Source organism: Wenjunlia tyrosinilytica, from assembly GCF_014646055.1.
GTDB lineage: Bacteria > Actinomycetota > Actinomycetes > Streptomycetales > Streptomycetaceae > Wenjunlia > Wenjunlia tyrosinilytica.
In genome coordinates this window covers 133,842-151,943 of sequence record NZ_BMMS01000017.1, presented here as the reverse complement: position 1 = coordinate 151,943, position 18,102 = coordinate 133,842, and the positions used below count along the sequence as shown (strand labels likewise).

The 18,102-nt window shown below is 70.2% G+C and carries 17 protein-coding genes; 14 read left to right on the top strand and 3 right to left on the bottom strand.

Annotated features, from left to right (window positions below; genetic code table 11):
- Positions 1–166 precede the first annotated feature (166 nt).
- Positions 167–928 (bottom strand): polysaccharide deacetylase family protein, encoded by a 762-nt coding sequence (locus tag IEY86_RS20340; RefSeq protein ID WP_189133196.1) that lies wholly within the window; start codon positions 926–928, stop codon positions 167–169.
- Between the two features lie 365 nt (positions 929–1,293).
- Between IEY86_RS20340 and IEY86_RS20335 the strand changes: the two genes are divergently transcribed.
- Together IEY86_RS20335 and IEY86_RS20330 are read left to right on the top strand one after the other, a co-directional pair.
- Complete coding sequence (locus IEY86_RS20335) at positions 1,294–2,481, top strand: sensor histidine kinase (protein WP_189133195.1); 1,188 nt, start codon at positions 1,294–1,296, stop codon at positions 2,479–2,481.
- Positions 2,478–3,122, top strand: a complete 645-nt coding sequence (locus tag IEY86_RS20330) for a response regulator (RefSeq protein ID WP_189133194.1) — start codon at positions 2,478–2,480, stop codon at positions 3,120–3,122. Before IEY86_RS20335 ends, IEY86_RS20330 begins: the two co-directional genes overlap by 4 nt.
- Positions 3,123–3,264: 142 nt before the next feature.
- On the opposite strand, the gene IEY86_RS20325 is transcribed toward IEY86_RS20330, so the two are convergent.
- Complete coding sequence (locus IEY86_RS20325) at positions 3,265–4,749, bottom strand: glycoside hydrolase family 64 protein (RefSeq protein ID WP_189133193.1); 1,485 nt, start codon at positions 4,747–4,749, stop codon at positions 3,265–3,267.
- A 373-nt stretch (positions 4,750–5,122) separates the two neighbouring features.
- Complete coding sequence (locus tag IEY86_RS36595) at positions 5,123–5,407, bottom strand: response regulator transcription factor (RefSeq protein WP_229698615.1); 285 nt, start codon at positions 5,405–5,407, stop codon at positions 5,123–5,125.
- A gap of 513 nt (positions 5,408–5,920) precedes the next feature.
- On the opposite strand from IEY86_RS36595, the gene IEY86_RS20315 reads away from it, so the two are divergent.
- The 12 genes from IEY86_RS20315 to IEY86_RS20260 all read left to right on the top strand — a co-directional run bounded on the left by IEY86_RS20315 (position 5,921) and on the right by IEY86_RS20260 (position 18,094).
- A complete protein-coding gene (locus IEY86_RS20315) occupies positions 5,921–6,976 on the top strand; it encodes a substrate-binding domain-containing protein (RefSeq protein ID WP_189133191.1) in 1,056 nt (351 codons plus the stop codon).
- A gap of 224 nt (positions 6,977–7,200) precedes the next feature.
- The gene (locus IEY86_RS20310; protein WP_229698614.1) at positions 7,201–8,238 is read left to right on the top strand and encodes an ABC transporter permease; all 1,038 of its coding nucleotides are present in this window, start codon (positions 7,201–7,203) and stop codon (positions 8,236–8,238) included.
- Complete coding sequence (locus IEY86_RS20305) at positions 8,235–9,050, top strand: ATP-binding cassette domain-containing protein (protein ID WP_189133189.1); 816 nt, start codon at positions 8,235–8,237, stop codon at positions 9,048–9,050. Before IEY86_RS20310 ends, IEY86_RS20305 begins: the two co-directional genes overlap by 4 nt.
- Positions 9,051–9,418: 368 nt before the next feature.
- Positions 9,419–10,342 (top strand): MBL fold metallo-hydrolase, encoded by a 924-nt coding sequence (locus IEY86_RS20300; protein WP_189133188.1) that lies wholly within the window; start codon positions 9,419–9,421, stop codon positions 10,340–10,342.
- Positions 10,339–10,983 (top strand): bifunctional 4-hydroxy-2-oxoglutarate aldolase/2-dehydro-3-deoxy-phosphogluconate aldolase, encoded by a 645-nt coding sequence (gene eda, locus IEY86_RS20295; RefSeq protein ID WP_189133187.1) that lies wholly within the window; start codon positions 10,339–10,341, stop codon positions 10,981–10,983. Before IEY86_RS20300 ends, eda begins: the two co-directional genes overlap by 4 nt.
- 69 nt (positions 10,984–11,052) lie before the next feature.
- Positions 11,053–11,889, top strand: coding sequence for an SDR family oxidoreductase (locus IEY86_RS20290; protein WP_189133186.1), 837 nt, complete (start codon positions 11,053–11,055; stop codon positions 11,887–11,889).
- A 12-nt stretch (positions 11,890–11,901) separates the two neighbouring features.
- The gene (locus IEY86_RS20285; protein ID WP_189133185.1) at positions 11,902–12,990 is read left to right on the top strand and encodes a galactitol-1-phosphate 5-dehydrogenase; all 1,089 of its coding nucleotides are present in this window, start codon (positions 11,902–11,904) and stop codon (positions 12,988–12,990) included.
- Positions 12,987–14,090, top strand: coding sequence for a zinc-dependent dehydrogenase (locus IEY86_RS20280; protein ID WP_189133184.1), 1,104 nt, complete (start codon positions 12,987–12,989; stop codon positions 14,088–14,090). The genes IEY86_RS20285 and IEY86_RS20280 overlap by 4 nt, the downstream gene beginning before the upstream one ends.
- On the top strand, positions 14,087–15,586 hold the full coding sequence (glpK, locus tag IEY86_RS20275; protein WP_189133183.1) for a glycerol kinase GlpK: 1,500 nt from the start codon (positions 14,087–14,089) through the stop codon (positions 15,584–15,586). The genes IEY86_RS20280 and glpK overlap by 4 nt, the downstream gene beginning before the upstream one ends.
- Before the next feature lie 38 nt (positions 15,587–15,624).
- Entirely contained in the window at positions 15,625–16,590 is a 966-nt protein-coding gene (locus IEY86_RS20270; protein ID WP_189133182.1) for a shikimate dehydrogenase family protein, read from the top strand.
- Positions 16,587–17,168 carry a glucose-6-phosphate isomerase gene (locus tag IEY86_RS20265; protein ID WP_189133181.1) on the top strand — a complete coding sequence of 194 codons (582 nt, stop codon included), beginning with the start codon at positions 16,587–16,589 and terminating at the stop codon, positions 17,166–17,168. Before IEY86_RS20270 ends, IEY86_RS20265 begins: the two co-directional genes overlap by 4 nt.
- Positions 17,156–18,094, top strand: coding sequence for a phosphoglycerate dehydrogenase (locus tag IEY86_RS20260; RefSeq protein WP_229698613.1), 939 nt, complete (start codon positions 17,156–17,158; stop codon positions 18,092–18,094). The genes IEY86_RS20265 and IEY86_RS20260 overlap by 13 nt, the downstream gene beginning before the upstream one ends.
- Positions 18,095–18,102: the final 8 nt, after the last annotated feature.

Below are 18,102 nucleotides of genomic sequence, written 5' to 3'. Positions count from 1 at the left end.
GAAGGCCGCGGGTTGCCGGTGAGGAGCGGAGCGGGGGAACCCGACGACGCGATCACGCCAACAATTGCGTCAGCGGGCACCGATTCCCACGGGCCGGACGCTCGGGAACTGCCTGGCCGGACGCTCGGGAGCCGCGTGAGCGGGGTCGGGCTCCAGGATTTGCACATCAGGGTTTGTAGACCTTGCCCGGTTCCGCCACGGCGGGCGCGAGCAGCTGGGGAACGGTGACGAAGGTGTAGCCACGGTTCTTGAGTTCCTTGACGATGCCCGGGACGGCCGGGACGGTTCCCTTGTAGATGTCGTGCAGGAGGATGATGCCGTCGCGTCCGGCCGCATCGAGGATGCGGCGGGTGATGAGGGCGGGGTCGGTGGTGGAGTAGTCCTTCGCGGTGGCGCTCCACAGCACCTGTGCCAGGCCCAGTTCCTTGCTGACCCGGGAGACCTCGTCGTTTGTGCGTCCCTGCGGAGGGCGCATCAGAGTGGGCTTGCGTCCGGTGATCCGCTCAACGGCGTCCTGTGTTCCGGACAGCTCCGCGCGTATGCCGTCCGCGCCCTGATCGGTGAGGATCCTGTGCGACCAGGTGTGGTTGGCCACCTCGTGACCCTCGGCCGCCATGCGCCGCACGGTGCCGGGGTACCGCAGGACATGGTTCCTGCCGAGCAGGAAGAAGGTCGCCCGTACCTTCTCCTCCTTGAGGATGTCCAGCAGGCGGGGTGTGTCCTCGCCGGGACCCGCGTCGAAGGTCAGAGCGATGCACTTGGCCCTTCGGCAGTCGACCTGGCCGGCGGGGACGGCCTTGGAGTGGGCGTTCGCCCGGGCTTCGCTCGGCGAGATGCGTTGCGGCCACAAGGAACTCGCCGTCAGGGAGGCGGCCGCCAGGACGGCTGCCGCCGCGCTCAACCAGCCTGCTCTCTTCTTCCAGGGCATGGCAAAGCTCGCTTTCGTTCAGTGGTGGGTGAGGTTCGGTGAGAGCGCTCGGGTGCGGAGGGTCTCCGGTGGGTCCGCGGTCCCGCGGCCGCGCGCGGTTTCACAGGGGTTGGCGGTGACGGTGATCGGGCCGCAGGTGCCTGCGCGGCCACGCCGTGGGCCGCGCGGGCCGTGCCGCCGCCGTGGCCGCGGATGGTCGCTTTCCTGGCGTTGACACTATGCGCGCAGGTCAGCGGGGGTATCGGCGGGAAGTTCAGATCCCGAGAGGCGGAAGTAGCGTCTCGGGGCGACCCGCACCCCTACCAAAGTCTCGTCGCTCCCCGGAGGGCTCTCGTTCGGCGTATTCGTCGCCTATGTTGACGGGCATGCAATCCCAGTTCCGCGGGAGAGCGCTCGACCTGCTGATCGTGCTGCTGGCCGCCGGCCTTTCCCTGGCGGTGATCCAGCTGACCGGGCGCGGCTTGGCGCTCTTCCCGCAGTTCACGTTCGAGTCCTTGGCCTACCCGCTGAACGCGCTTGGGCTCGGCGAAGCCTCCGACCAGTGGGTGCTGGGCGTGGCCGCCTGCGGTGTGCTGTGGTGGCGGCGCAGGTGGCCGGCCGCCCTGGCGGTCGGGCTCACGGTGGCCGGTCTGTCCTGCCCGCTCGTGATCCCGGCGACGGTGGCGCTGTTCTCCGTGGCGGTGTACCGCCCGCCGGTGATCACGGCGTGGGTGGCCGGTCTCGCCTGCGCCCCCGTAGTGCTGTACTACGTCCTGCTGGCCCACTACGTCGGGCCCCCCGCGACCACCGTCGAGCGCCTGGTTCCCGGACTGGCCGCGATGGCACTGATCGCGGTGGCGGTCGGGTGGGGACTGTTCGTCCGCTCCTTGCACGAGCGTGCCGAGCGCGCGGAGGCCGAGGCGGCGTTGCGCGCCGAGCAGGCGCAGCGGACGGCCCGGGAGGAGATGGCGCGGGAGATGCACGACGTGCTGGCGCACCGGTTGTCGCTGCTGAGCGTGCACGCCGGGGCCCTGGAGTTCAATCCGGGGGCGACCCGCAGCGAGATCGAGCACACGGCCGCGGTGATCCGGGACAGCGCGCACAGGGCGCTGCAGGACCTGCGTACGGTCATCGGTGTCCTGCGGGCACCCACAGCCGAGGAGACCGGCGCCCCGCCTCCCCAGCCCGAGATGGCGGATCTCGAGAGACTGGCACAGGAGTCGCGCGATGCCGGTATGCGGGTCCGGATCGACCAGCGGGTCACCGATGCGGACGCCGTGCCGGCACTCACCGGCCGGACCGTCTACCGCATCGTCCAGGAAGGACTGACCAACGCCCGCAAGCACGCCCCCGGCGCGGCGGTGCGCATTGAGATCACCGGCGGTCCGCCGGACGGGCTGACGCTCCTCGTGTGCAATCGCGCGACGCGCGACGGGACGCGGACCCCCATCCCCGGCAGCGGGCAGGGACTGATCGGTCTGGCCGAGCGCGCCACGCTGGCCGGCGGTCGGCTGGAGCACGGCCGGACCGGTGACGACTACCGTCTGCGGGCCTGGCTACCGTGGGCCACATGATCCGCATCCTGCTCGTCGACGACGACCCTCTCGTCCGCTCCGGCCTGCGCCTGCTGTTCGCCGGTGCACCCGACATCGAGGTCGTCGCCGAGGCCGCCGATGGCAGCGAGGTCCTGCCGCTGGTCCGCGCACTCGCGCCCGACCTGGTGCTCATGGACATCCGCATGCCGACGATGGACGGGCTGGCCGCGACCAAGGCGCTCCGAGGTCCCGCGCCTTCTCCGGAGATCGTGATGCTGACAACCTTCCACTCGGACGAGAACGTCCTGAGCGCGCTGCGCGCCGGAGCGGCCGGCTTCCTGCTGAAGGACACCCCGCCGCGGGAGATCGTCGACGCGGTACGCAAGGTCGCGGCGGGGGATCCGGTGCTCTCACCCCCGGTGATCCAGCAGCTGATCAGCGCGGTCGCCACGGACACGGGTGAGAAGCGGCACGGCGCACGGGCGCGCCTGGGCCTCCTCGGTGAGCGCGAACGGGAAGTGGCCGCCGCCGTGGGAAAGGGCCGGACGAACGCCGAGATCGCGGCCGAGTTGTTCATCAGCGTCCCCACGGTGAAGGCACACGTCTCCAACATCCTCACCAAGCTGGACCTCAACAACCGGGTCCAGATCGCGATGCTCATCCACGACGCGGCACTGTGACGGCCGGCCGACTCCGGGGGGCGAGCGCGCCGTACTCGGCCGGTTCACCCACCCGGTGGCCGCATGAGGCGCGGCCGTCCTCGCCGCCCGCGCCTCGTGCCCGCCCGACCGCCGGAGGTGGGGGAGCGGTCGGCCGATCAGGTCACCAGCCGATGCCGAGGGTCAAGGCTGTCGGGGGGTTGGCGTTGTTCAGGATCTGTACGGACGACTGGTCGTTGATGTCGTCGTAGGGGAAGCCGTATGCCCGCTTGTCGATGCCTATCGTGTGGAAGAAGCCGGCGTAGTCGTTCTTGGGCGTGCTGGTGTAGTAGGCCGACGGCGTGTACCAGTTGGCCGTGTTCTGCGCGACTCCTCGGTTGAACGCGGCGCAGAACTCCGCGCCGAGTTGTTTCTCGGTGTCGCTGCCGGAGGCCAGAGCGCCCGCGCAGGCCACCACGTCGGGTGAGGTCGGCTTGGCCAGGGTGAAGGGGCCCGCGCCGTTCTTGGTGAAGGTGAGGGCGTTGCCGCTGACCCGCCCGGTGAACGTCTCTCCCAGCCGGGTGAGGGTGAACTGATGGGTGGTGTAGTAGGACCAGGTCTGGTCGATGTACGACTGGAGGTGGTTCGCCTGCGAGCCACCGGCCAGGAACAGGTTCGACGAGCGTGGCGCCACGATGCGGTAGGTGTTCTGCAACGGCTTGAACGCCGCCCCCACGGAGGCCGCGTACTGCGACATGACCTGGGCGCGGCTCAGCGTGATGCCGGCGGTGCTGTCGTAGCCGCTCGACGTCTGCTGCAGCCGGGAGGTCATGGGGAAGCCGAACTGGTCCACCTGCGTGGTGTTTCCGCCGAACGCCACCTGGCCGTGGATATAGGTGTACTCGTACCAGTCGTAGTACACGTCGCTGTTGGGGTCGGCGGAGTTGCGCAGGTCAGGGCCGCCCCAGCCCTGGTCGTCGGGCGAGACCGGGATGTACATCGGCGAGCCCAGCGAGATGTAGATCCGTCCTCCTCGGATCTGTGTGGGCGACGGGACCGAGCCCGCCTGGGAGAGGGTGAACGACATATTCGGGTAGTTCACGCCGTTCTTGGTGAGGTGCCCGGGCGCGGTCGCGCCCAGGTGGCTGATGTGGGCCATTGTCCCGTCGGGCTTCATGTACGACCACTGACCGGGCGTGACCTGCCCCAGTACCGTCACATAGACCTGTGAATCGCCGTAGGCGCCATGGGTGTTGTTCTGGAAGGCGATGGGGAAGGAGCCGGCCCCGGCCCCTCCTCCACCACCGCTACCTTCGCCGCTGCCCGCCGTATAGGTGAAGTGCGGTGTGACGTGGAGCGGTCCGCCCTTGTCGTAGGTGAACCAGTACTCCAGCGTCGACCCGCTGCTGAGGCCGCTGACCGTCTGCTGCCACGTACCCCCGTTGTCGGTCATCCGGAAGTCCTGCTCGCCGCCGCCGTTGGGCAGGTAGTGCACGTCCACGAGGGCGGAGGGGGTGGTCGGCTTGAACCAGATCTGCGCCGAGCCGGTGGCCTGCGAGGTGACTCCTTGGGTGTAGTCCGCGGCTGCCTCCGCTTCGACGGCGTCCGCCGTCCCGAGGCCGAGCAGTGCGAACACGGTCAGTACGGCGATCAGAAGCCGCCCGATCACGGAACGCGATCCCGCTGGTCGGCGACCGGCGAGAGGGGTGGGGGGATGTGCCGTCATGAGTGTGCCTTCCGGGCGATTGAGGACAGCGGCCGCGGTACCGGTGGTGCGCGGCCCCGCCAGGAGTCGGATCGGAGATCGAGGTCGGGTGCGAGCAGGGTTTGAGAGCGCTGGTTTTGAGAGCGCTCTCAACTCCGCCCGGATACAGTGCTCTCAGAGCGCGGTTGGGTCAAGAGATGAAACGGTAAACGGTGACATTCATCTTCAATGCTTCATCTTGTGAACGTATGGCCGACGGCACAGGGAGAGAGCTCTGTCCGATCATTGAGGAGGGCGTCAACAGCGACAACGGCGCTGGTGCGGTCCCGGCGCCGACTCAGGAGAGTCCGCCGAACGCGGTGCCCGTCCTGAGGCTCGCCAGAGCCGCGCGGGACGGTGCGTCGGCCTTGCGGTAGATCGCGGACAGTTGGGTCTCGACCGTACGGCGGCTGAGGCAGAGCCTGGTCGCGACGGCCTGGTTGCTCAGTCCCTCCGCGACGGGTTCGGCGACCTCGGGTTCGCGTGCCGTCAACTGGGCGGGCTGTGCGGGAGGCCGGGGGGAGTCGTCCAGGACCTGGGTACGTATCAGCTCGGCCAGGTCGGCCGCACCGGCGACTCGCACAGTCCGGTGAGGTGGGGCGGTGCGGCGGGGGAGCGGGCCGGGGACGACCTGGGACGGGGTGTGGTGGTGTGACCGCCTGCCCTCCGGACTGGGCGGCCGGGCCGCGCGACGCTGCTCCGCCGACGGCGGCCGCGCTTCCCTGATGGCGCGTGATGGTCGAGCGGTCCGCGCCGAACCAGCGGCCCAGCACGTCATGTGTCGTGCCATGACTCAGGTGCGTCAACGTGGCCGGCAGCCGATGGGCGAACACGGAGATTTCCACGACACCTTGCGGTGGGCTACGGGTCCGAGCGCATCGTAGAAATTTCTTCGAGGAATATTGACATGGCTAGAAACCTCTGCGATTTTCTTGGTCAAGCCGCTGAGCCCACCGAACCGCTCACTCGGTAGCCCGACCGGGCGGAGGCACCAGGTGAAGGCGACGGCACCGAGGGCCACCCGCTACAGCGAACCGGCGCCCGGCGGGCGGCAACCCTCCCCAGCACCCCCAGCACGTCGAGAAAAGGCAACCTCATGGCACACCGCGTCAAGCTACGCTGCAGTGCGCTCGCGGCCTCGTCCGCGGGAATCGGCCTGACCCTGCTGCTCACCTCATGCGGGAGCGGCGTCGGGGCCCACAACGACGGGAAGACGATCGTCGGGCTGATCACCAAGACCAACGACAATCCGTTCTACGTGAAGATGCGCGAGGGTGCGCAGAAGAAGGCCGACGAGCTCGGCGTGGACCTGAGGACCTTCGCCGGCAAGGGCCAGGCCGACAACGATTCGCAGGTCAAGGCCGTGGAGAACCTGGTGGCGGCGGGCGCCAAGGGCATTTTGATCACCCCGGCGGACTCCAGCGCGATCATTCCCGCCCTCGACCGGGCCCGTAAGGCAGGCGTCATGGTCGTCGCCCTGGACTCGCCGACGGATCCGGCCTCCGCGGTGGACGGGACCTTTGCCACCGACAACCGGCTGGCCGGCCGCATGATCGGCAAGTGGGCCAAGTCGCGGATGGCGGGCAAGCCTGTGCACATCGCCCTCCTGGACCTCAGCCCCGAGCAGGTCAAGGTCGACGTCCTGCGGGACCAGGGCTTCCTGGAAGGCTTCGGTATCGATGTCGGCAATCCGGAGCGGATCGGCGATGAACGCGACTCGCGGATCGTCGGTCACGAGGTGACCGGGGCGAACGAGGAGGGCGGGCGCGGCGCCATGGAGAAGCTGCTGCAGAAGGACCGGTCCATCAACCTCGTCTACACCATCAACGAGCCCGCCGCCGCCGGCGCGTACCAGGCGATCAAGGCGGCCGGCAAGCAGAAGGACATCACCCTTGTGTCCGTCGACGGCGGCTGTCCCGGCGTCAAGAACGTGGCCGCCGGCATCATAGGCGCTACGTCGATGCAGTTCCCCGTGAAGATGGCCGCCGAGGGCGTCGCCGCCGTGGCCGCGTACGCCAAGGACGGCAGCAAACCCTCCAGCCCACGCGGACGGGACTTCACCGACACCGGAGTCGCCCTCATCACGGACACCCCCGCGGCCGGCCTGGATTCCAAGAAGTCGGACTGGGGCCTGACCCACTGCTGGGGCTAGGTCCTGTCCGCCGGACAGTACCTCGGGCGCGTCCGGCACTCGGCGCCGTCGCAGGCCTCACGGCCGAGGCCGGCATCTGCCGGGCAGCCCGCCCATTCCGCCTCGGACACGGGCCGGTTGCCGCCGCCCCCGGCAGCCGGTCCGGACCCCGGCGGCGCGCGGCGGCCTCCCCGGCCGCGCCGACCGCACCCCCAGACATCTCACACCGTTTCCAGGAGTTGACCGTGGCGCACGACACCGTCACCCCACACGCCGCAGACCCTCCCGCCACGCGGTCGGCGAAGCACGGCCTGATCGCTCGCGGACAGGCGGCCCTGCACACCAAGCCCCTCCTCGGCCCGCTCGTCGTCCTCCTCCTCGCCTCGCTGTTCTTCAGCGTCTGGGTGGGCTCCCGGTTCAGCGACCCGCTCAACATCTCGCTCATCGTCCAGCAGGTGCAGATCATCGGCATGGTCGGCATCGCGCAGACGCTGGTCGTGCTGACGGCCGGCATCGACCTGTCGGTCGGCGCCATCACCGTCCTCGCCTCCGTGGTGATGGGCAAGCTCGCGGTCGACAGCGGCCTGCCCGTGCTGCCGGCCCTGCTCCTCGGCCTCGTCACCGGCGGTGTCTGCGGCGGCCTCAACGGCACGCTGGTCACACGGTTCCGCATTCCCCCCTTCATCGCCACGCTCGGCACCCTCAGCGTCTTCTCCGCACTCACCCTCTTCTACTCGCAGAGCGAGACGATCCGTGCCCAGGATGTGCCGTCCCTGCTGAGCTGGCCGGGCCGCTCCATCCACGTCCTGGGCACCGAGGTGACGTACAGCTCGTTGCTGATGGTCGGCTGTTTCGCCACCGTCGCCTATCTGCTTCGGGGCACCGCGTGGGGCGCGCATCTGCACGCGGTGGGCGACAACCCCGACGGGGCACGCCTCAGCGGGATCCGCACCGACCGAGTACTGCTCAGCGTCTATGTCGTGGCCGGGGTGATCTGCGGGCTCGCCGCGTGGTTCCTCATCGGCCGGATCGGCTCGGTCAGCCCGCAGGCGGGCGAGAACCTCAACCTCCAGTCCATCACCGCCGTCGTCATCGGCGGCACCAGCCTCTTCGGCGGCCGTGGCCATGTCCTCGGCACCCTCCTGGGCTCCCTCATCGTGGGCGTGTTCAGCAGCGGCCTGGCCCTGGCCGGGGTGGAGGCCCTGTGGCAGGTCTTCACCGTCGGCGTCCTGGTCGTCGTGGCCGTCGCCGCCGACCAGTGGATCCGGAAGGTGACCGCATGAAAGCCGGCGACACCGCCACCGGCGTGCCCGCCCTGGAGGCGCGCGGCCTGGTCAAGCGCTACGGACACGTCACCGCCCTCGGCGGAGCCGACGTCGACCTGCGCGCCGGCGAGGTCCTCGCCGTCATCGGCGACAACGGCGCCGGCAAGTCGACCCTCATCAAGTGCCTCTCGGGCGCGGAGATCCCCGACGCCGGGCAGATCCGCCTCTTCGGGGAGCCGGTGCGGTTCCGCAGTCCTCTGGACGCGCGCGACCACGGCCTGGAGACCGTCTACCAGAACCTGGCCGTCGCCCCCTCCCGGGACATCCCGGCCAACCTCTTCCTCGGCCGCGAGCGCCGCAAGCCCGGCCCGCTCGGCAGCGTCCTGCGCCTGCTGGACAAGAAGCGGATGCGGGAGGAGACCCAGGAACTGCTCACCTCCCTCGGACTGCTGACCATCCAGAACTTCTCCCAGCCGGTGGAGACCCTCTCGGGCGGGCAGCGGCAGGGTGTCGCGGTCGCACGCGCCGCCTGCTTCGGCAGCCGGGTGATCATCATGGACGAGCCGACGGCGGCGCTCGGAGTGCGCGAATCCCAACGAGTCCTCGACCTCATCCGCGAGATCAGCGGCCGGGGGGTGCCGGTCATCCTGATCAGCCACGACATGCCGCATGTCTTCGACGTCGCCGACCGCATCCACATCCAGCGGCTGGGCCGGCGCGTCGCCCTCGTGAACACCTGTGACATCTCGATGCCGGACGCCGTCGCGCTGATGACCGGAGCGCTGCATCCGGCGGAGATCGACGGCAGATCCCGCGTGGAACACCCGTGACGGCACATACCGGCCACATCATCACGTTACGGAAACGGACGAACGCGTGAACGTCGACCCCCGCGGCCTCGTGGAACTGTGCGCAGGCACCGGCGCAACCGCCGGCTCCTGCCTGCCCGGACCCACCACGTCCGAGGGGCCGGCCACTTCGTGGCCGAACCCGGCGCGGACGACAGCGCCAGGTCCGCCGATGAACTCGTCGACGCGTTCGTCCGGGAACACCGCCGCACCTCGCTGCTGCGCCGCCACCACTGAGGAGGTCGCCAACATGATCGTCTGTCTCAGCACACCGCAGTGCTCGGCCACCATCGGCGCCTGCCGCTGCGTGGACGGCGGCACCCGCCGGTCCGTGATCCGAGGGGGCCGCCATGCACAACACGCCCTGTAGGCATCCCGGCGCCCGGTCCGCCCCGAACCTGCGCCCGGTGCCCTGCGACGCCGTCTCCGGCGCCTTCCCGGCCCCCGCGGGGACCCGGGCCGACGAGGTGGCGCTGTGGTGGCTCGGCCAGGCCGGGTTCGCCCTGCGTCACCGAGAGCGTCTCCTCCTGATCGACCCGTATCTGTCCGACACTCTCGCCGACAAGTACCGCGGCACGCTCTTCCCGCATGTGCGGATGCACCCCGTCCCGGTGGCGCCGGACACCATCCGCGGCGTCACCGCGGTCCTGTGCACCCACGGCCACACCGACCACATGGACCCGGGCACGATCCGCGCCCTGCTGCGGCACAACGACCCACGCTTCGTGGTGCCGCGCGCCGAGCGGAAGCGGGCGCTGGAACGCGGTGTCCCCGCCACCCGCCTGACCGGCACCACCGCGGGCGAGCGCCTCGAGCTGGACGGCATCACCGTCCAACCGGTCCCCGCCGCCCACGAGCGCCTCGAGCAGGACGAGAACGGGGACCACCGCTTCCTCGGATACGTGCTCACCATCGCCGGGATCCGTGTCTACCACTCCGGCGACTGCGTCCCCTACGACGGTCAGGCCGAGCTGCTGCGCGACCTACGCGTCGATCTCGCGCTGCTGCCCGTCAACGGCCGCGACGCCTACCGCACCGACAACGGCGTCCCCGGCAACTTCACCGTCCAGGAAGCGGCCGAGCTGTGCGAGACGGCCGGGATCCCGCGGTTGCTGTGCCACCACTTCGGCCTGTTCGACTTCAACACCGTCGATCCGGACGACGCCCGCGACGAACTTCGCCGCCGTGCCGCGCCACTGTCCTGGACCGTGCCGGACGTCGGCGGCGCCTACGTCCTGACCCCGGGCGACATCACCGCGAAAGAGATCCGATGAACCCCCGTGAGCTCCTCGAGGAACTGCGCCGAATCCGGCTCGTCCCGGTCGTCACCCTGCCCCACGTACGCCACGCCGGCCCGCTCGGCGAGACGCTTCACGAGGCGGGGCTCCCGGTCGCCGAGATCACCTTCCGCACCCGGGCGGCCGAGCAGGGGATCGCCACCCTGCGGGCCCGCCACCCCGGGCTGCTGGTCGGCGCCGGAACGGTACTGGACCGCGCGACCGTGGACCGCGCCGCCGACGCGGGGGCCCAGTTCGTGGTGGCGCCGGGATTCAACCCGGACGTCGTGGACTACTGCCGCGAGCGGGAGATCCCCGTCGTCCCGGGCGTCAACAGCCCCACCGGCATCGAGGCGGCCCTGGCCAAGGGGCTGCCGCTGGTGAAGTACTTCCCGGCCGAGGCGTCGGGAGGGCTGCGGCTGCTGGACGCCATGGCCGCCCCGTACGGCGAGGTGGCGTTCATGCCCACGGGCGGCCTGACGCCCCACAACCTTCCCGACTACCTGAGCCGGCCGCAGGTGGCCGCGTGCGGAGGCACCTGGATCGCCACCGCGGGCCTGCTGACCGAGGGGGCGTACGAGGCCATCGGACGCAACGCCCGCCGCGCGGTGGAGATCGCCGCCGCGGCCACCCCCTGAACCATGCCCCTCGCGCGCCCCGGCGCGCGAAACCGACCACGTACGCCGTCACACCCACAAGGGGATCCCATGACCACCACCTACGAACCCGCCCCCGGCACCGCGCTGGAGGGCAAGGTCGCCATCGTCACAGGCGGCGCCTCCGGCATCGGCGAGGCCGTCGGACGGATCTTCGCCGCCAACCGGGCCAAGGTCCTCCTGGTGGACAACGATGGCGACCGACTCCAGCAGATCGTCACCTCCATCCGGTCCAAGGGCGGCATCTGCGTGGGCGTCGAGGCCGACGTCACCGAGGAGGAGCAGGTCCAGGACTTCTTCCGGTCCGCCGTGCAGGAGTGGGGCCGCGTCGACCTCCTCGTCAACAGCGCCGGCCGCGACTCCCTCTCGCCCCCGGTGACCGAGGTGACGCTGGAGGAGTGGAACAAGACCATCGGCCCCAACCTGACCGCGGTCTTCCTGTGCTGCCGCGAGGCCTTCCGTGTCATGGAGAAACAGCCCACCGGCGGGCGCATCATCAACATGGGGTCCTCCTCCGCACGGCTGGCATCCGGACCCGGCCACAGCCCCTACCGCGCCTCCAAGCACGGAATGATGGGGTTCAGCAAGAACATCCTGCTCGAGGGCAAGGACAAGAACATCGGTGTGACGGTGATCAACCCGTCACACGTCAAGACCCCCATGACCGAGATCATCGACAAGGGCCTGTACGACGGCGACATCCCCGCCTACCTCGACGGCTGGCTGGACGAGAAGGAGCTCGCCGAGGGCGTCCACGCCAGCTGCATCGACGTCGACAACGTCGCCGAGATCTCCCTGTGCGTCGCCACGCGCACGCCCGACGTCACCATCCCCCAGATCGCGCTCTACCCGACCCACAAGGCGCACCGCTACGGCATGGAAGTCTGAGGCAGGCGAGCGATGAAGGCAGCAGTACTGCAATCCGGGGGCGTCCTCACCTTTACCGACGTCCCCGCCCCCGCCCCCGTGGGTGACCGCTCCGTGCTCGTCCGCGTCGGCGGTGTGGGCGTGTGCGGCTCGGACGTGCTGAGATACGGCCGAGGCAAGGCGTACCACTACCCCCTCGTCCTGGGCCACGAGTTCTCCGCGGTGGTCGAGGAGGCGCCGCCGGGAAGCCGCTTCGCCCCCGGAGACCGCGCCGCGGTCTTCCCCCTGCTGCCCGACCCGGCGGACCCGATGACGCAGATCGGCGAGTACGCCGTCAGCTCCGGCTACGACTACTACGGGTCGCGGCGCGACGGCGCGATGGCCGAGTTCCTGCACGTCCCCGAGGCCAATCTGGTGCCGGTGGAACGGGATGTGCCACTGATCCACGCCGCCATGGTGGAACCCGCGGCGGTCGCCCTGCACGCCATGCTGAAGTTCCGGCTGCCGGCCCATGCCACCGCGCTGGTGATCGGGGCCGGACCGATCGGCGCGCTGGCCGCCCAGTGGCTCCGCATCCTCGGCGCCAGCGAGGTGTACGTGGCCGACGTCGACGAGCGCAAGCGCACCGTGATGGCCGGCCTCGGCTTCCCGGTCATCGACGCGTCCGCCGGTGACACCGTGGACGCCGTCCGTGAGCTGACCGGCGGCCGGGGCGTGGACTGCGCGGTGGAGGCCGGCGGCCTGCCCGCCACCCTCGTCCAGGCCATCACCGCGGCCGCCCCGCTCGGCCAGGTCGTGCTCCTCGGCGACCTGTCCGGCGACCTGACCCTGCCGCGCGCCCTGGTCTCCTCCGTCCTCCGCCGTGAGCTGCGCATCTACGGCACCTGGAACTCCAGGATCACCCCGGCCGGACGCAGCGAGTGGGACATGGTGGTCCGCCACCTCGGCCGTGACCTGAAGGTGGCGCCGCTGATCAGCCACACCCCCCGCCTGGAGGAGGCAGCCGCGATGTTCGCGGACATGTTCGAGCGCCGCACCTGGTACAACAAGGTCGTCTTCGCGGTCGCTGACGAGGCGCAGGCCGAGTCGATCCGGCCCGGTGCCGTCGGAGGTGTCTTGTGAAGGCCGCCGTTCTGCACCGGCCGGGCGCGCTGACCGTGGAGGAGGTGGCCGAGCCCACCGCCGGTGACGACGAGCTGCTGGTGCGGGTACGGGCGGCCTCCATCTGCGGCACCGACCTGCGCATCCTCAAGCACGGCCACTTCAAGATCCCGGACGGACAGCGCCGGGTGCTGGGCCACGAGGTCGCCGGAGACGTGGCGGCGGTCGGCCCGCGGGTGACCGGGTTCCGCGAGGGCATGCGGGTCAGCGTCACCCCGAACGTGGGCTGCGGCCGATGCGACATGTGCCGCAGCGGCTACAACAACATGTGCCCGGACTACGAGGCGTTCGGCATCAGCATCGACGGCGGCTTCCAGGAACTGCTGCGGGTGCCCGGCTTCGCCGTCCAGCGCGGCAACGTCTTCCACGTCCCCGATGGCCTCTCGTACGCCGAGGCGGCCCTGGTGGAACCGTTCTCCTGCTGCTACAGCGGGCAGCGCGGGCTCAGGGTGGGACCCGAGGACGTCGTGGTCATCACCGGGGCGGGCCCCATCGGCGCGTTTCATGTGCTGCTCGGCAAGCTCGCCGGTGCCCGCAAGGTGATCATCTCCAACCGCAGCCGTCCTCGCCTGGACCTGGCCGCCCGGCTCGGCGCCGACGTATGCGTCAGCGTCCGCGAGCGGGACCTGGCCGAGGTCGTACGGGAGCACACCGGCGGCCGGGGCGCGGACGTGGTCATCACGGCGGTGTCCGACCGACAGGTGCAGGCACAGGCCGTGGAACTGCTCGCCGCCCACGGCCGGCTCAATTACTTCGCGGGACTCGGCGCCGCGCAGACCGTCCCCGTCGACACCAACACCGTGCACTACAAGGGGCTCACCCTCACCGGGACGACTGGCTCGACCAACGGCGACTACGGCCGCTGCCTGCGGCTGGTCGGCGAGCGCCGCGTCGATCTGTCACCGCTGGTCAGCGAGGTGTTCCCGGTGGAAGAGATCCATGACGCATTCGCCTACGCGGCCTCAGGAGCCGGAATGAAGGCGGTGGTCGCGTTCGACGGCGACCCCCGCGCCACCGCGCCGCACCCCGCGGCATCAGGGGAGGGCAGGGAGAACCCATGACACACCGTTATGTCATGGCCTTCGACGCCGGCACCACCGGCATCCGGGCCATCCTCTTCGACAGGACGGGCGACATCGCAGCCGCCGCCAGCCAGGAGTTCCCGCAGATCTACCCGCGGCCCGGCTGGGTCGAGCACAATCCGCTGGACATCTGGAACACCCAGGTGACCGTCGCCAAGCAGGTGCTGGCCCAGGCCGAGTGCGGTGCCGAGGCCGTCGCCGCCATCGGCGTCACCAACCAGCGTGAAACCGTGGTGGTCTGGGACCGAGCCACCGGGGAGCCCGTCCACAACGCGATCGTGTGGCAGGACCGCCGCACCGCCGCCCTGTGCGAACAGCTCAAGGCCCGCGGACTTGACGAACACGTCAGGCGGACCACCGGGCTGATCATCGACGCCTACTTCTCCGGCACCAAGGTGAAGTGGATCCTCGACCACGTTCCCGGCGCGCGGGAGCGCGCCGAGCGCGGCGAGCTCGCCTTCGGCACCGTCGACACCTGGTTGATCTGGAACCTGACCGGCGGCGCCGCGCACGTCACCGACTACACCAATGCCTCGCGCACCATGCTGTTCGACATCACCCGTCTCGACTGGGACGGGCGGCTGCTCGACGAGCTCGACATCCCCCGCTCGATCCTGCCCGACGTCCGCCCCACCAGCGAGGTCTACGGCCATACCGAGGAGTCCGTGCTGCTCGGCGCCCGCATCCCGGTCGCCGCCGCCGTCGGCGACCAGCAGGGCGCGCTTTTCGGCCAGGCGTGCTTCGAGGCGGGCATGGTGAAGGCGACGTACGGCACCGGAGCCTCGCTGGTCCTCAACACCGGCGCCGACCCGGTCTTCAGCAGCAGCGGCATGCTCACCACCATCGCCTGGGGGGTCGACGGCGGCGTCCGGTACGCCCTGGAAGGTCTGATCTTCGTGGCCGCCGCCTCCATCCAGTGGCTGCGCGACGAACTGCAGATCATCTACGACGCCGAGGACACCGAGTACGCCGCCCGCGGTGTGCCCGACACCAACGGCGTCTACGTCGTGCCGGCCTTCGTGGGGCTCGCCGCCCCGTACTGGGACCAGTACGCCCGAGGCGCCATCCTCGGCCTGACCCGCGGCGCCAACCGCAAGCACATCATCCGCGCCACCTTGGAATCCATCGCCTACCAGATCCGCGACGTCATCACCTGCATGGAGACCGACTCGGGCATCCCCGCCCGGGAGATCAAGGTCGACGGCGGCGCCACCGCCAACAACTTCCTCATGCAGTTCCAGGCGGACATCCTCGACGTCCCCGTGCTGCGCCCGACCGTCATCGAGTCCTCTGCCCGGGGCGCGGCGTTCCTCGCCGGCCTCGCCACCGGGTTCTGGAACGACCGGGCCGAGCTGGCCGGCACCTTCCGGCTCGACCGCCGCTTCGACTCCGCGATGGACCGCGCGAGGGCCGACCGGCTCTACGGCGGCTGGCAGCGGGCGGTGGGCCGCGCCCGGGACTGGGAAGAGCACTGACCCGGCCGGTCCCCCCGGCTCCTCGAAGGAGAACCGACATGCCGCGGACGTACGAACCCGCCGCACGCCCGACGATGTACTTCATCGGCGTCACCACCACCAAGTCGTCCATCATGAAGGTCTTTCCGGCTTGGGCGCGCGAGCTGGACCTCGACGCCGTCATCCAGGGCATCGACCTTCCGCTGGACGACACCCCCGACCACTACCGGGAGGTCGTCGAATTCATCAAGAAGGACCCCAACTCGCTCGGCGCCCTGGTCACCACCCACAAGCTCAACCTCTACAAGGCCGCTCACGACCTGTTCGACGGCGTCGGCCGGGACACCGGGCTGCTGGACGAGGTCAGCAGCATCTCCAAGCGCGGCGGCCGGCTGTGGGGCCACGCCATGGACCCCGTCACCAGCGGCCTGGCCCTGGAGGACATCGTCCCCGACGGCTACTGGTCCCGTACCGGAGGAGCCGAGATGCTCCTGCTCGGGGCGGGTGGCTCCGCTCTCGCCCTCACCCTGTATCTGCACAACCGCGCGACGGCCGGACACGACGTCCCCTCCCGCATCGTGGTCACCAACCGCCGCGAGGCGAGGCTGCGAGAGATGCGCACCGTCCACGAACGCCTCGGATTCGCCATTCCGGTGGAATACCACCTGACCCCCGAACCACGGGACAACGACGAACAGCTGCGCACCCTCGCCGCCCGCTCCGTCGTGGTCAACGCGACCGGACTCGGCAAGGACCGGCCCGGCTCTCCGCTGACCGGCTCGGCCGTCTTCCCTCTGGGCGGCATCGCCTGGGACTTCAACTACCGCGGAGACCTGCTCTTCCTCGACCAGGCCCGGGCCCAGCGGGCCGCCCGGGAACTGCGTGTGGTCGACGGCTGGCTGTACTTCATCCACGGCTGGACCCGCGTCATCGCTGAGGTCTTCCACACCGATATCGCCACCCACGGCCCCGCCTTCGAGCGGCTGTCCCGCATCGCCCGCGACGTCACCCAGGAGAACACATGAGCGCCATCGCCCCCCGGCCCGCGATCGTCACCGACTTCAGCCTCGTCACCGGCCTGTCGCAGAGCAGGACCCCCCTCCAGCGCCGCATATCCGCCATGGCCGGCATGTACGCCGACCAGGGGGCCGCACAGCGTCTGGCCCAAGAGGACGTCCTGGTCTACGAGTTCTTCGACATGGGCGTCCCCGACAGCCCGGGCGAGGTGGCCTACGGCACCAGCATCACCTATCCGGGCAAGGTCGGTGACGAGTACTTCATGACCAAGGGCCACTTCCACTCGGTACTCGACACCGCCGAGATCTACTACTGCCTGCGCGGCCGGGGTCTGCTGATGATGGAGAACCCCGAGGGCGATGTGCAGTGGGAGGAACTCACCCCCGGCAAGGGCGTCTACGTCCCCGGCCGGTACGCCCACCGCTCCATCAACACCTCGCCCGACGAGCCGCTGATCACTTTCTTCGCCTTCCCCGGCCACGCCGGACACGACTACGGCACCATCGAGTCCAAGGGGTTCCGCAAGATCGTGGTGGAACGAGACGGCGCCCCGCTCGTCGTGGACAACCCGCAGTGGGCGCAGTGACCTGCCGGATCGCCGTGACGCCCCGCTCGCTGTCCCAGGGCGGCCACCCTGCCCTGGCCGCCCTGGAGGCGGCGGGCTACGACCTCCTGTTCCCCACCCCCGGGCGCCAGCCCACCCGCGAGGAACAACTGCAGTTCCTGCCCACCTGCGTCGGCTACCTCGCCGGGGTCGAGCCGATCACTCGTGAAGTGCTGGCCGCGGCCCGTGGCCTCAAGGTCATCAGCCGCAACGGGGTGGGGGTCGACTCCGTCGACCTGACCGCCGCCGCCGAGCAGGGGGTCGCCGTCGAGACCACCGCAGGAGCCAATGCGCAGGGCGTCGCCGAACTCGCCATCGCCCTCATGCTCGCCGGGCAGCGCCACATCCCGCCGCAGGACGCGGCGCTCAAGGTGGACCGGTGGCAGCGCATCGAGGGCCGGGAGGTGGCGGGACGCACCCTCGGCGTCGTGGGGTGCGGGCAGATCGGCCGCCGGGTCGTACAGCTCGGCCTCGGGCTCGGCATGTCCGTTCGCGCCTTCGACGCCTGGCCCGATCCGCGGTTCACCCCTGCCGGGGACTTCTCGTACACCACCATGCGGGGCCTGCTCGCCCGGTCGGACGCGGTGACCCTGCACTGTCCGCCCGCTGAGCGGCCACTCATCGACAAGGACGCCATCGCCGCCATGCGGCCCGGCGCCTATCTGGTCAACACGGCCCGGTCGAGCCTGGTCGACGACGGCGCGGTCCTCGAAGCCCTCGTCGGGGGCAGGCTCGCCGGGTACGCCACCGATGTGTACGACCAGGAACCGCCCGCGCCCCAGGAACTGCTCCACCACCCTCGGGTGATCACTACGCCCCATATCGGGGGGTACACCACGGAGAGCGTGGAACGCGCCACCCGCGCGGCGGTGGAGAATCTGCTACGCGTTCTTACCGCCGCTTTCTGAGACCACGG